We start from the raw sequence: 15,541 nt of genomic DNA on the forward strand, positions 1-15,541 counted from the left end.
ACGGGTATATTTTTGAATGTCAGTAAATTGTCTTTAGATCTTTCACTAGAGATGTCCCCTATTATTGCTTAACCGCAATTCTTTGTTTTATCCTGACTAGGATATGACATTTCCAGTATCACCACTTCGCCATCAGCAGTAAAAGGCCCATGAACTTCGCCCGGAGGTCTGCTTGCATAGTAGCCCGGCTCAAGCCACATACCAAACGTTTCATCGTATAAACGACCGGAAACCACAAAGATTTCTTCAGGATATGTATGACTCCTTGCCCCAAAATCTTTAGTCGAATAACCGCTCTTGAACTTCGTGAATCTCGTATAATCACCTGAATCGACATCTTCTGCTACTGTCAGTTGGGATAACTTTCCATCTGTACCAGGAATAATTTCCCATTCACCACTACTCTGCTCAGACAATGGATTCCAATATGTTCTGGTTGACTTCATATTTAGGTTATAGGATGTTCCCTCTTGCTTCCCTTACTTCACCGTTGCAACAGCTTGTTCACCTTGTTTCTTTCTGCTGGGTGTCCTTCCCAAGAAAAACCACATAAAGAAGCCAAACGCGAATCCTCCAAGTGCCGATATCGGTAACCCGATAAAAACAGAAACCCATCCAGGCACATTACCACTGCCTGTAAGCAGAGGAAGTATGTAAACAAATATCCACATAATACCACCCCAAGCAGCACCCATGAATACCCAAGTCCTCTTAGTAAGTGGCTGGGGTGTCAAACGCTTATTCTCCTCCGAAAAGAACAGTGGCTTTAACGGCTGTTTCTGGAAGTAAAGATAATACGGAAGGGACCAGAGGGGAAAAGTTAACAGCAAAATCAGCAGGGAAAAAACATTCCAGATACATGGGATTGGCTTGCCGCAAGATGGGCACGAAAAGCCCCGCCAATTCCTGAATCCTCTCATTCCAGAGGCAAAGCGGCCAGGATGCATTGCCCCACACGACGGGCATGGAACGTAACCACGATCCAGTAAGGACTCCTCACAATCTTGACAAATCAACAGAGTCTTCGGTACCCGCGTCCCGAGAACAATCTCATTAAACGCAATTGCCGGATTGAGAATCCAGTGCAAAATGAGTGGATGCGGTAATTCCCACCGTTTGAAGTGTGAACCATCACATTTAGGGCATTTGTATGTTTGTATATTCATCTCTTTCCCGGCGAATATTTTAAGGGGACACCCTATATTACCGCAGATTTAAATATTCATCAGGAATGCCTAATCCTTGAGAGCGAAAAAAAGAAAGCTGATCGAAATATCCACGCTGATATGCTATCCTGCTGTCAATTATATGAAAGATTCCACAACCTCTCAAACCGGCAGGATCACTCCACTCAAGTATAATCCAGTCACCAGCATCATGGATTTTTTCAACTTGACAAACCATCTTTGCCCGTCCAAATTCAATCTCAAAGAGCTTTCGAATTTCCTCCAGGCCATTTGAAGGTTCTGTAACAACCTGATGGTTTATTGCATCTTGGTGATACAATTCGCACAATCCATCAATATCCGCTCTGTTAAAGCATTCCACCCATTTCTCGACGACTTCCCTGTTTTTCATTTGGTGTTTTTGGAAGATGGATCCTCGGGTCGAGCCCGAGGATGACTTTATAAAGCAGGAATAATGAGACTGCCTCTCTTCGCTTTGTTGAAAAGTCCTAACCTCGGCGAATTCATCCCCGGGAAACAAACCGCAGTTCTGCCGTCGCGAGTCCCGATTACATCGGAATGCAAAGCGGATGGAGTCCCGATACAATCGGGATAAACTTCAAAGCCGGAGTGTCCCGACAAGTCGGGACGTGAGGATTTCGAGCACCGCCCAACGCAGCACTCGAAACGCGCAGCAGACAGAATGCCGTTTCAGGAACAGCCTGTAGTCATACCGCAGTCCTCGCACACCATACAGGTTCCGTTTTGGCGGACTCGCATTGAACCGCAGTTTTCACACTGTTCACCGGAATACCCCTGAACTTTGGCCTGGATTATCTGGGTATCGACATGTCCCGAAACCTCTTTTTCAGCTTTTGCAACAGTTTTTCCGGGCTGCCGGGTTGCAGTGGAAGAAGCATCGGAAACTGCAGTCCCAGAAGCATCGAGTCCGCCTACCTCTCCGTCTTTTCCCTCTGATCCTGCGTTACCGGAAGAAATTTCATCAACCGCTTTGACATGGATAAAGTCTTTACGTCCAAGATAGTCGTAGCCGATGGAACGGAATACATAATCGAGAATCGAAGTGGCGTTTTTGATGACATTGTGCCCCTGCACCATGCCTGCCGGCTCGAATCTGGTAAAGGTGAAACTGTCCACCAGTTCTTCGAGAGGCATTCCGTACTGCAGCGCCTTGGAAGCAAGTACGGCAAAACAGTTGAGCAATCCCTTGAACGACGCCCCTTCTTTGTACATATCGATGAAGATCTCACCCAGCGAACCATCCTCGTACTCGCCGGTTCTCAGGAATACCTTGTGAGCACCGACATACGCTTCACGGATATACCCTTTCCTTCGTTTCGGCAGCAAACGACGCTCCGATCGGTGATAGATTCTTTCAACAATCCGTTCCTGTACCTCTTTCGGTCCTTTGGTTTCATCGAGATCATCCTCTGTGCCGAGCATGATCACTTCGTCGAGATCGTCATAACTGCTGATATTCAATGGCTGTGAAAGTTTCGATCCGTCGCGGTATATGGTAATCGCCTTGATCATGTGCTGCCACGCAGAGAAATACACCTCGGCGATTTCCTGGGTCGTGGCTGTTGCCGGCATATTGACAGTCTTGGATATCGCACCAGAAATAAAAGGTTGAACTGCCGACATCATCCGTACATGTGCCATGTGGTTGATATAACGAAGACCCTTGCTACCGCATTTTCCCGCACAGTCGAATACCGGGAGATGTTCCAGTTTCAGATGCGGAGCTCCTTCTACGGTCATCGTACCGCAAACATAGTCATTGGCAATCTCATAGTCTTTCTTCGAAGCCCCAAGAGCTTCGAGCATATTGAAATTCTGGTCGTTGAGCTGTTCTTCCGTAAAACCCAGCGCTTCACAGAATTCTTCTCCGAGTATCCATTTGTTGAAAGCGAACCGAATATCGAAAACATTCTCGAGCTGGGATTCAATCGTCTCGATCTTGTCTTCGGTAAACCCTTTGTTTTTCAACCACTGACGATTGATGGTGGGGCAACCGGATAATGTTCCATGCCCTTTGCAGTATCTCTCGATATCGTCAATCTGTTTCGCACTGTAACCAAGGCGTTCAAGTGCTTTGTGCACCGACTGGTTGACGATCTTGAAATACCCTCCACCGGCAAGCTTCTTGAATTTGACGATTGCAAATTCAGGCTCGATACCGGTTGTATCACAGTCCATGACCAGTCCGATTGTACCAGTCGGCGCTATAACGCTGACCTGGGCATTTCTGTAACCATGCCGTTCACCCATCTCGAGAGCCTCGTCCCAAACCTTTCCGGCTTTCTCGAATAGGTTTGTCGGGCAATACTCGGAGTCGATGCCGCGAGGCTTGACCATAAGCCCTTCGTAGTCTTCTTCCGACATGTTGTGCGCCGCTCTGCGGTGATTCCTGACAACCCGCAGCATATCCTGAGCATTTTCCTCATAACGGGCAAAAGGCCCTTGGTCCTTTGCCAGCTCGGCTGACGCTTTATATGCTTCACCTGTAATCAAAGCCGATATCGCCCCTGCTATCGCCAATGCTTTTGGTGAATCATAAGGAATCCCCATAATCATGAGAACGGTACCAAGATTGGCGAAACCCAGACCAAGCGTCCTGAACTCATAGCTCAAGCGGGCAATATCCCGGGAAGGAAAATGGGCCATCAACACCGAAATCTCCAGTACGACCGTCCAGAGCCGGGCTGCATGCAGCAGATCGTCGACCTTTATCGTACCCTGCTTTTCATCGAGAAAGAATCCAAGATTCAGGCTGGCCAGATTACAAGCCGTGTCATCCAGAAACATATACTCTGAACAAGGGTTACTGGCATTGATACGACCACTTTGCGGAGCGGTGTGCCAGTCGTTGATAGTCGTATCGAATTGCAAACCCGGATCGGCGCATTTCCATGCGCTCATAACGATTTTCTCCCAAAGATCACGCGCTCTCACCGATTTTGCATGCTTTCCGCTCGTCCGCTCTTTCAGCTCCCATAACTCATCATTTTCAACGGCTTTCATGAAAGCGTTGGTGACCCTGACGGTATTGTTCGAATTCTGACCTGCAACCGTCTGGTATGCTTCCGACTCATAATGAGTGTTGTACTGGTCAAAGTCGAGCGTTGTGTATCCCTGCTCAACCAGCGACAATACCCTTACGATATAACTCATCGAAACACCGCGGCTTACGGCATTTTTGATCAGGATGTTCAGTTTTTCGTTTTTGTGCCGGTCACAACCGTTTTCAACCGCTTCGCCGACGATCGCCTCGAGAAATCTGGAGCAGACTCTGGAACCGGCCACCAGTGAGGCGACCTTGTCCTCCTCCCTGGCTTTCCATTCTATAAACTTTTCAACATCGGGATGGTCGATATCGACGATGACCATCTTTGCGGCCCGCCGTGTCGTTCCCCCTGACTTTATCGCACCCGCGGCAGAATCGAAAATTTTGAGAAAACTCATCAGCCCTGAAGAACTTCCTCCTCCACTGAGCTTTTCCCCAGATGAACGAAGATTCGAAAAGTTGGTTCCTGAACCGCTGCCGAATTTGAATACCCTCGCTTCACGTACGGCAAGGTCGAAAATCCCTCCATCGTTAACCAGATCATCCTTGACCGACTGTATAAAACATGCATGTGCCTGCGGTCTCGAATAGGCATCCTTCGACTCCTTGACTTCCCCGCTCTTACCATCGACGTAAAAGTGACCCTGGGCCGGGCCCTCGATATCGTATGCATACTTGAGACCCGTATTGAACCACTGTGGTGAATTCGGAGCACCCCTTTGGCTGATCAGCATATAGGCAACTTCATCATAAAATGCCTGAGCGTCCTCCTTGCTGTCAAAATATTTATGTTTTTCTCCCCATTCCTTCCAACAACCCACAAGACGATGAACAACCTGCTTGATCGAATGCTCACAACCGGTCACAGGCTGTCCCTGTTCATCCAGTACAATGTCACCGTTTTCATCCCGCTGCGGAACCCCGGTTTTTCTAAAATATTTTTGCGCAAGAATGTCAGCGGCTACCTGAGACCACTCCTTTGGAACCTCGACATCATTCATTTCAAAAACCTTGGATCCATCAGGGTTGCGAAGTACGGACGAGCGTTTCGTGTACTCGAACATCTCATAAACATCACGGCCTTTCGTGGTAAAACGGCGAGAAATTTTCATTGCAGAATATCTTTAGGAATAATAAAGGCCCCCTTGGCCTCTAACCTGTTATATTAAAGTCTTTTATCAAATCTCAAATCACTCCCATCACGGGGTGAATGGGGGCTTGAAAAAACAATATACACCTGTTCGGTTAAAAATAACAAGTGCGTCCGGCAATGATATTCTGTTGAGATCTGCAATGCATTGATATGCAAGAGAAAAGAAAACGTTTTTATAAAAAAAGCCTCCCTGACGAGGGAGGCTTGTAGGAAAGAATACCACAATCGGCGACCTTCTATCAGATAGCGTCGATGATGGCATTGAGTGTTTCGCTTGGACGCATTGCTTTCGATGCTTTTTCATCATTAGGCATGAAGTATCCACCAAGATCGACCGGAGCACCCTGTGCGCCGTTGAGTTCACCGATGATCTTCTGCTCGTTGTTTTCAAGTTCTGCAGCAACCGTTGCAAATTTGGCCTTGAGCTCTTGATCCTTATCCTGGTTTGCCAGCGCTCTCGCCCAGTACATACCAAAATAAAAGTGACTTCCACGATTGTCGAGTTCATTGACTTTACGGGAAGGTGATTTTCTGTTCTCGAGATACTGACCGACAGCCTGATCAACAGTCTCGGCAAAAACCTTGGCCTTCTCGTTCCCGAAAGTATTACCGAGATGCTCGAGCGATACGCCAAGAGCAAGCATCTCACCGAGTGAATCCCACCTCAGATGTCCCTCATTGACAAACTGCTGGACATGTTTCGGGGCCGAACCGCCTGCGCCGGTCTCGAACAAACCGCCGCCATTCATCAACGGAACGATAGAGAGCATCTTGGCACTGGTACCGAGCTCGAGAATCGGGAACAGATCGGTGAGGTAATCCCTGAGCACGTTGCCGGTCACCGAAATGGTGTCCTTACCCTGCCTGATGCGTTCAAGGGAGAACCGCATGGCTTCCACAGGAGACATGATCCTGATATCGAGGTCTGCAGTATCGTGATCCTTCAGATATGTGTTGACTTTTTCGATCAACTGGATATGGTGGGCTCTTTCCTTGTCAAGCCAGAATACGGCTGGAGCACCGGTAGCCTTTGCCCTGTTGACGGCAAGCTTGACCCAGTCGCGAATCGGAGCATCCTTGACCTGGCACATTCTGAAAATATCTCCCGGTTCAACGCTCTGCTCGAGCATCGAGTTACCTGTAGCATCGACGACCCTGATCGTCCCGTTACCAGGAGCTTCGAATGTTTTATCGTGAGAACCGTATTCTTCAGCTTTCTGCGCCATTAAACCGACATTGGACACACTGCCCATGGTCGACACATCATAGGCACCGTTCTTCTGGCAATCTTCGACCATTTCCTGGTACATGGTAGCATAGCAACGATCCGGAATCATGGCTTTCGTATCATGGAGTTCACCATCCGGGCCCCACATTTTACCGCCGTCACGAACGACTACCGGCATCGAGGCATCGATGATGATATCATTCGGCACATGCAGGTTGGTGATACCCTTGTCAGAATCAACCATGGCAAGAGCAGGACGATTCTTGTAGACTTCCATGACATCAGCCTCGATTTCAGCCTTTTTCTCCGCAGGCAAAGTCTGGATCTTCGCATACAGATCGCCAAGACCGTTGTTGACATTTACTCCGAGCTCCTTGAGAACATCACCGTGTTTGTCGAACACATCCTTGTAGAATACCGAGACGGCATGACCGAACATAATAGGATCGGATACCTTCATCATAGTGGCTTTAAGATGCAGCGACAACAGCATGTCGTTGTTTTTCGCATCATCTATCTGACTGGCGAAAAATTCGCGCAGCTTCCGCACATTCATCGTCGATGTATCGACTACCTCTCCGTCCTGCAAGGCAACGTTTTCCTTGAGTACTGTTACGTTTCCGTCATTATCGACATACTCGATACGGACACCGGTTGATCCGTTCATGGTTGCAGACTGTTCACTCGCATAAAAATCTCCGCCATCCATATGAGCGACATGCGCTTTCGAACCACTGTCCCACGCTCTCAGACGATGAGGGTTGTTCTGTGCATACTGTTTGACGGATGCAGCCGCCCTCCTGTCGGAGTTTCCTTCACGCAGTACCGGATTCACAGCACTCCCGAGGACTTTTGCAAAGCGGGCTCTGAGCTCTTTTTCCTCTTCGGTTTTCGGATCTTCAGGGAAGTCGGGAATGGCATATCCTTTTTCCTGCAGTTCCTTGATAGCCGCCTGAAGCTGCGGAATCGACGCACTGATGTTCGGAAGTTTGATGATGTTCGCATCGAGAGTCTTGGCCAGTTCACCGAGTGCAGTCAGATTATCGGGAATGCGCTGTTCCTCGGTAAGATTCTCGGGAAAATTAGCGATAATCCTTCCGGCAAGAGAGATATCGCTGGTTTCAACCGAAACACCGGAATCACCGGTAAAAGCCTGAATAATAGGCAGTAACGAGTAGGTAGCCAGTGCAGGCGCCTCATCAATTTTGGTATAGACGATTGTAGCCATGTCTGTTATTTTTTCTGTTTATGCTGATTATACTGGATTATTATAACGGTCACGAGAAAAAAACATTTCCGGCCGTAACTGATTACGAGCCGGCAAAAAACAGATCCCTCATCACCTGAAAAACAGGCAATTTCAACAATTTTATATACCATGCCGACGACTGTCGAGTCGCGGCAGAATAAAAACCGGAGATGGTGTGAGTCTTGTCTCCGGTGGATTATTTGGAGGGTGAAAAATCTTCCAGGCCGACCTTTGCAGCAAGATCCTTGTCATGAAGAGCTTCGTCAGCAAGTCTGATCATGGGAATCGTAGCCCCCATGGAACTGTAACCGCCATCATGAAAGAGATTCTGCATGGTCACCTTGCGAGTCAAATCACTCAAGAGAGTCACGGCATACTCTGCACACTCTTCTGCTGATGCATTGCCAAGCGGAGACATCAGGTCACTGTACTCGTGCATTTTTTCAAACCCCGGAATACCGCCCCCTGCCTTGGTGTACGTAGGACTTTGTGAAATCGTGTTGATCCTGATACCGCGTTTCGCCAAACGTGGCCCATAACTCCTGACTATCGACTCCAATAACGACTTGGCGTCTCCCATATCGGAATAAGTCCAGTAGTTTCTCTGAGATGCGATATAGGAAAGAGCCAGAATACTTCCGCCGTCATTGAGCACGTTGTTCTTCAACGCGAACGATACCAAACGGTGCAATGAGATCCCGGACACATTCAGCGTTCTCATAAACCACTCGTAATTCAGCTCCTCATAGGGAACCTGTTTACGGATGTTCTGGGACATTCCGATCGAGTGAACGATAAAATCGACACTGCCGAGCTTTTCCGACAACTCCTTGAAAGCATTGTCGACATCCTCATCCTTGCTCGCATCGCACATGATGACCGGCGCGTTACCACAAGACTCGGCCAGCTCTTGAATATTACCGAACCTCAGTGCTGTAGCTATATTGGAAATTGCTATTTCGGCACCTTCGCGGTAAGCGTGGAGAGCGATCTGCCATCCAATGCTGCTTTCATCCAGCGGACCGAAAACAATCCCTTTCTTTCCTTTCAAAAGACCGTAATGCGCTTTATCAGGCATATTATAAGCTGATTCTTTTAACAGTTATCCGGGGTTAAAAATCCCTGCAAAGTTAATATTTTAAAAGGAGAAGATACAAAGAATACAGCCAAATGCACAATGTATCACCAAGAAAACTTGCTTTAGAGCGCCTCTTTTAGAATTTCATTTTCCTCAACGAGCGTAGCTTGTTAAGCACATTCTTGTTGACATTGAGCTCCATATCCTCTTTATCTACCGGGACCTCCCTGAACAGTAGTCTCAGAAGATCGTCTTTCCTGACATATTTTTCCATCTCCAAGCTGTACAATGCCCTTGGCAGTGTAATGATACGCTGCGCCCTATCCACCGTAACGACGATATCGGTACCCATCCGCTTAACATCGACGGTTTCTGCTTCTTTCAGAAACGGGATACGAATGCAGAGCATTTCGAGGTGCTCTTCGGCATGAACACTTTTTTTGGACTCTATCCAGAAATTTTTGCCTGAATAATACACCTTGTCAGGAGCCTGATCTCCAAAAACCAGCTTACTGACTTCATGCAGTGCATCCGGGCCGATCGGCTCGGTACGCTGGAGCTGGCATCGAAATACCGGAGTAGGATAGAAAGAATTATCGATTTCCATCAGATATTTGCTATGAAGATCGGCCCAAAATTCGAAATACTCTCCGACTGTTTTCGATGTCGGCAAAATCTTGTTGATAACGATTCCATCGATATTGATGCCGTAAAGATGAACGAAGGTATATGCCCTTTTAGTCTCGAGGATGGAAAGTTTTTCGGGATTCAGAACCAGCCTGAACGTCACTTCAGGACTGAGAATGAATTTGTTGATATCTTCCATTTGCTTCAAGAGAACATTGACCTCATTGAAAAACTCTTCATCAGGAATCGAGTTCTTGCCCATCGGACGGGCAAGGGATGACATGCTCTTATAAAGCTTGAAAAACTGTTTACCCATGTTGCCCCCGATGATAATTTCAGGGTAGGCCAACAGCCTGAGCGTGTTTCCGGTTGGTGAAGTATCCAGTACAACCGCATCCCATCTGCCGGACTGAGCTTCATCAACCAGTCTTCCCAATGCGAAAATCTCGTCGAGCCCAGGCTGGGTAGTCAATTCGGAAGCCATTCCGCTATCGATACCCTGGTTTTGATAGGAAGAAGAAACAAACTTCTGAAATCCCGACATGTTTTTCTTCAGTTCATGTATCGTATCGACTTCAAGACCGTAAAGATTGTGCTCGATCTTCTGAGGCTCGTTCCGGCTTATAGACATGTTGAAGACATCCGAAAGAGAATGCGCCGGGTCGGAAGACATAATGAGCACCCGCTTGTTTTTTCTCGCCAGAGCTACTGCTGTGGAAGAAGAAATGGTTGTTTTTCCTGTTCCTCCCTTACCCGAATAGATTATCACTCTTGGTTGTGGCCGCCCCTCTTCGAGATCCCTCGACAACATAGATTTTTCTCCTGTTTTTAATCCAAATTTTCCTGCTGCAGTGTACCAGAAAACATGTTCCGCAAGCTTAGAAAATTAAAAGTACCACTTTCAGGCTTCATATAAAACGTATCTTTTTCTGTAACGCGAGTTCCAGTAGCTTCATATACTCGGCATGCTCAATTTCCACTGCACCAAGGAACTCGAGATGAGGGTTCATGATTTGCGCATCGAGCAGTTCGTATCCTTTAACCTCAAGATGCTTCACCAGTATATCGAACGCAACCTTGGAAGCGTTTGAAACGGTGTGAAACATGGATTCACCGAAAAATGCACCGCCGATAGCAAGACCGTACAAACCACCCGCAAGCTCATCACCACGGTAACACTCGACACTATGGGCAAAACCCTGCTCGTGAAGTTCGGTGTATGCCGCAATGATCTCGTCGGATATCCATGTCTGGGATTCATCTGCACGCGGAGCGGCACAACTGCTAATGACCTTCCCGAAATCCCGGTTGAAGTATATTTCGAACGTACCTTTTCTCACCAGGCTTCTGACAACACGGGATGTCTTGTAGTTTTTGAGCGGAACTATTGCTCTGCGATGCGGCTGGCACCAGTAAACCTTTCCATCATCAGGGTCCGCCATAGGAAAGTAGCCGTGCAGATATGCCCGAAGAACCTCATCAAGCATCAACATATGCCCCTGCCCTTTTCATCCTTAACAAACCGGAGCTTTAACTATCGGTTCGACAATCGGCCCAGGAAGCCTCGACATAGTCGGCCAGATCATCCCATTGCCCTTTTGTAATCCATTCAGCAATGTAGTTAACCGTTTTGCTGTAACCCATGGGATCCCTGCTTGGCTTGAGCAGCCAGTCCCGAAGAATGTCTCCGTCGAGAGAATGCATGGTCATACCCAAAGAAAGCTCCTCGATCGCCAGAGCGTTCGACTCCTGTTCGATCTGACCATCGAGAGGTCTGACCAGCAGTTTTTTGCCCAGATGCAATGCCTCGCCAGGCAGTTCGAATCCAGCATTGCAGACAACACCTCTACTTTCCTTTAGATCACGAAGAAACCCTTCACGAGAGTAACCCCTGTAGTGGAGATGACCGTCATCATGATCGTCCTTGACTTTCCCGTAGATGAAAAACTCATGGCTGTCAAAAGGAATAAGAAGCTTCGACACATCCTCGACCTCTTCAAAAGGCAGATAAACAAGTACCTTGTTCTCTTTAGCCTCGAGGTCTTCTGCGTCATACAGACTTTGAGGAATTACAGGAGGAAATATAGGTTCGTTGAAGTGGTGCCAGTGAAGGCCTGCGTTGTACTGTGCCGGTGCAAAGTTCAGCAATGTATAGCGTTCAAAGATACTTCCCTTGGCCATAGGAACGTCATAACGAAAGGCATACTGGTGACCGAACCCTATCGAGGGTATGTTTTTCACTCTTGCGGCCATAGAGGTAACCGGTTCAAAATCGGTAACGATAAGATCGATCCCGTTGACATCCAGCATGAACACATCGGTCATCAGTCTGCCAAGGTCGAGTTGGAACATCGTCTCCATATAGTTCATCCTTCCACGGTAAGTCACCAAGGTCAAACCCTTCAAAACCCTGTAAGGAGCAAAAACATCAATTTCTTTCAGTTCTTCCTCTTTTCTTCCACTGATTATCACTTCCACCTCATGGCCGAAGTCACGCAAAGTGGTTACCAGTTCCCTGCTCCGGCTGATATGACCGTTTCCCGTACCCTGAACGCCAAAAAGGATTTTCATGCTGTAAAATCTTTCCACACTGAGCGATCGCTCATGATTGACTGATTATTTTTTATACCCGCTCTCCAAGACAGCCATCCTCATTTCAACCTCCAGCCTTTTCCGGCTGCTGTATACACCTATTGTTCTACGGTAAGATTGGCATACTGTACCATCAATGTTTTCTCACCGACGTTCCTGAACTTGATCTTCGCTTTCTGACGCTCTCCCGCCCCCTGAACCGATAACACTATACCTGGCCCGAACATGGCATGATGCACTCTCATTCCTGATTTCAAGCCCGAAGATCGCTCACCCGTGCGGCTGTTTCCACCGCTTTTCGAAACAGAAGAGGGAACCGGTGCTCTTCCGTTATATCGTTCGACGTTTTGTTTTTTTTCCGAAACAGCACCGTCACGTTGTTTTTTCCCGCTTTCGGTAACCAGGATACTGCTGTCAACTTCATCGATGAACATGGACTTCAAACATGTCTGCGGTTGCCCGTAGTAATAACGGCTCTTGGCCCAGGAGAGAAAAACCTTTTGTTGCGCCCTTGTCACTGCAACGTAGAACAACCGTCTTTCCTCTTCAAGTTCATCCGCCTCGTAATAGTTGAGAGGAAACAATCTCTCCTCGAGACCGGTAATAAAGACCACGGGAAACTCGAGACCCTTTGCGGCATGAACTGTCATCAGGGAAACATAATTGTCATCTTCCTGGACATCTTCGTAATCGGTCGCCAAAGATATACCGTTCAAAAAATCGTTCAGACCGTTAGTGCCTTCATTATGATCTGAAAAATCCCTTGCCATCGAAAGCAGTTCCTGGAGATTTTCATAGCGTGCCATCGATTCCGGGGTATTCTCAGCCTGAAGCAACGAGGTGATACCTGTCGATTCATAGAGAGTGGAAAGCACGTCATAAACCGAACCTTCTTTCGCGATATCTTTCAACTGCTCGATAACGGCAATGAAACCCTGAAGAGCATTACGCAGCCTTGCAGGAAAATCGGCTTCCTCCGCCTTCAGAATAGCCTCATACAAGGAACTATTGTTCAAGAGCGCATAGTCACGAAGCTTCCCGATACTTACTTCACCGATTTTCCGGGGTGGAAAATTGATAACACGCAGTAAAGATTCGGTATCCTGATCATTGCGGATAAATCGAAGATATGCGACAGCATCCTTGATCTCCTTACGCTTATAAAACGAGACACTCCCGAAAATCCTGTAAGGAATCCGGTCCATTCGAAAGATGTCCTCCAGAACCCTCGATTGTGCGTTAGTACGGTAAAAAACCGCAAAATCCTTGTAGTCACAACCTTTTGTCAGTTTCCAGGTACGGATATACTCCCCAACCTTTTCAGCTTCCCTTTTTTCATTGAACGACTCGAGAAGCGTCAAAGGCTCGCCACTGCTCTGCCGGGAAACAAGCTCCTTTTCGATCTGCCTCCTGTTACGTTTGATAACCCCGTTTGCTGCCTGGAGAATTGTCTGCGTACTGCGATAGTTTTCAACCAACTTGAAAACCGAAGCCTCAGGGTAATCATCCTGGAAATTCAGGATATTGGTGATATCCGCGCCCCGCCACGAGTAAATTGATTGTGCATCATCTCCTACCACGAAAATGTTTCGGTGTTTTGCGGCAAGGGACTTTGCAACGAGGTACTGAGCCTTGTTCGTATCCTGGTACTCGTCGATCAGAATGTATCGGAAATAGTGCTGGAGCTGTTCGAGCACAGCCGGCTGTGCCTGAAAAAGTTCAAGAGGCTTGATGAGCAGGTCGTCAAAATCAAGCGCATTGTTCTCCCGAAGCTTACGGGCATACACCTCATAAATCTGCGCCGCTTTCTGGCCATTGTAGTCAGAAGCCTCTGCCTGAAACTGATCCGGTAAAATAAAACTGTTTTTTGCCCTGCTTATGATTCCCTGTACGGTATTGACAGGCACGGCATCGACAGGAATATTCAGCTCTTTCATCACCTGCCGGATCAAGCTCTTACTGTCGTCCGAATCATAAATCGAAAAGTTGCCGTCATAGCCTATGAGATGGATGTAGTTTCGAAGCAGACGGGCGAATATCGAGTGGAACGTTCCAATCCAGAGTCCGCTTGAACTCCCGCTGTGCAGCAGTTCATCAACTCTCTGACGCATTTCGTTGGCAGCCTTGTTCGTAAAGGTCAGTGCGAGAATCTGGTGAGGGGCAACGTTTTCCTCGCCGATCAGATAGGCTATTCTGTAGGTAATGACCCTTGTTTTACCTGAACCGGCACCGGCAAGCACCATAACCGGTCCTTCGGTAGTCTGAACAGCCTGGCGCTGTACATCATTGAGTTGTTGAAGAAAATCAATCAAAACGAGTATCGAAAAAAAGTTAGTCCATAAAAGGCTCGATCGAGCCGTATCATTTTATCGCGGTTAAAATAAAAAAAAAGACCGTCTTCCACTGAAAAGAGACGGTTTGTTTCTCAAAGTAAATGTTCAATCAGGCGTAGTCACATCCACAGGAAAACAAAAAAACAGGAATCATCCTGGAAAAAGCGACTTTCTATTCTGAAAACAACTCGCTCCAATAGCGTGAGTAGTCACAGGCGCACATTTTCTGAATCTATCATTTTTGAAGTATCATCGAGGAAACTTTTACTATCACTCATCGTATATCCCTTTCCATAACCCCTTTATTTCTTATCGTACCGTTTTTTTTCGGCAATCGGGCATAGCACGAAAGAGAATACCGTCATCATGGCTGATCCGTGAGTTTTGCAACGCCTCCTGATCACTTCGTTTATCGGGTGCATCCAGGTATTCATATTGATTTTCAGCCCTCATAGAGCTTCGATGTTTTCTGAGCCATTTCGAAATCCTTTTCACTCAGTCCGCCGAGCGAATGGCTCCACCAGGAAACCGTCACCTTCCCCCACTCGGTCAACACGGCAGGATGATGATCTGCTTTCTCAGCAATCATCCCCACTTTTACGCTGAACGCCACAGCCCCGGTAAAGTCATCGAATACAAATCCCCTGACAAGACGTTTTTCCCCATCCATGACAACAACATCCCATCCGGTGAGCTCCCGGGACCTCTTCTCGATACCATCGTCGCTAAGCTTTTCCATAGAGATATCCTGTTTGTGTTCAAGACGCTGTAGGCATACTCTGTATTAAAACAACGCTTTTCTTTTATCCAATCCCGACGTACTTTGCAACGACACAATCATTTTACATTTCATCCATAGGTATTCAGCACTATATTGAAACGCCTCCAGCATTTTGTGACGCATCCTGATTTCATCCAAACCACTTGCGGCAATGTACGGCAGACATTCATTTCAACCCTGTTTTCGGCTGCACTACCATCGAGTACAGTGATCAACGGCGATTTTTCAGTTCAATAACCTTATAGA

10 protein-coding genes are annotated in these 15,541 nt (G+C 47.3%); all 10 read right to left on the reverse strand.

Going from position 1 to position 15,541, the window contains the following annotated elements; all coding sequences use genetic code 11:
* Positions 1-68 precede the first annotated feature (68 nt).
* Positions 69-446, reverse strand: coding sequence for a cupin domain-containing protein (locus QZ209_RS07685; RefSeq protein WP_294346632.1), 378 nt, complete (start codon positions 444-446; stop codon positions 69-71).
* A 757-nt stretch (positions 447-1,203) separates the two neighbouring features.
* The gene (locus QZ209_RS07690; protein WP_294346635.1) at positions 1,204-1,578 is read right to left on the reverse strand and encodes a nuclear transport factor 2 family protein; all 375 of its coding nucleotides are present in this window, start codon (positions 1,576-1,578) and stop codon (positions 1,204-1,206) included.
* 299 nt (positions 1,579-1,877) lie between these two features.
* Positions 1,878-5,366: a vitamin B12-dependent ribonucleotide reductase gene (locus tag QZ209_RS07695; protein ID WP_294346637.1), complete on the reverse strand. Its 3,489-nt coding sequence runs from the start codon at positions 5,364-5,366 to the stop codon at positions 1,878-1,880.
* Positions 5,367-5,646: 280 nt separating this feature from the next.
* Entirely contained in the window at positions 5,647-7,863 is a 2,217-nt protein-coding gene (locus QZ209_RS07700; RefSeq protein ID WP_294346638.1) for an NADP-dependent isocitrate dehydrogenase, read from the reverse strand.
* A gap of 217 nt (positions 7,864-8,080) precedes the next feature.
* The gene (locus tag QZ209_RS07705) at positions 8,081-8,962 is read right to left on the reverse strand and encodes an enoyl-ACP reductase (protein WP_294346640.1); all 882 of its coding nucleotides are present in this window, start codon (positions 8,960-8,962) and stop codon (positions 8,081-8,083) included.
* Between the two features lie 136 nt (positions 8,963-9,098).
* A complete protein-coding gene (locus QZ209_RS07710) occupies positions 9,099-10,400 on the reverse strand; it encodes an ArsA family ATPase (RefSeq protein WP_294346642.1) in 1,302 nt (433 codons plus the stop codon).
* Between the two features lie 97 nt (positions 10,401-10,497).
* Positions 10,498-11,082, reverse strand: coding sequence for a leucyl/phenylalanyl-tRNA--protein transferase (gene aat, locus QZ209_RS07715; protein WP_294346643.1), 585 nt, complete (start codon positions 11,080-11,082; stop codon positions 10,498-10,500).
* Between the two features lie 37 nt (positions 11,083-11,119).
* On the reverse strand, positions 11,120-12,160 hold the full coding sequence (locus tag QZ209_RS07720; protein WP_294346646.1) for an MJ1255/VC2487 family glycosyltransferase: 1,041 nt from the start codon (positions 12,158-12,160) through the stop codon (positions 11,120-11,122).
* Between the two features lie 119 nt (positions 12,161-12,279).
* Positions 12,280-14,493 (reverse strand): UvrD-helicase domain-containing protein, encoded by a 2,214-nt coding sequence (locus QZ209_RS07725; protein ID WP_294346649.1) that lies wholly within the window; start codon positions 14,491-14,493, stop codon positions 12,280-12,282.
* A 463-nt stretch (positions 14,494-14,956) separates the two neighbouring features.
* Positions 14,957-15,253, reverse strand: a complete 297-nt coding sequence (locus QZ209_RS07730) for a 4a-hydroxytetrahydrobiopterin dehydratase (RefSeq protein ID WP_294346651.1) — start codon at positions 15,251-15,253, stop codon at positions 14,957-14,959.
* Positions 15,254-15,541: the final 288 nt, after the last annotated feature.

Source organism: Prosthecochloris sp., from assembly GCA_015482705.2.
Lineage (GTDB): Bacteria > Bacteroidota > Chlorobiia > Chlorobiales > Chlorobiaceae > Prosthecochloris.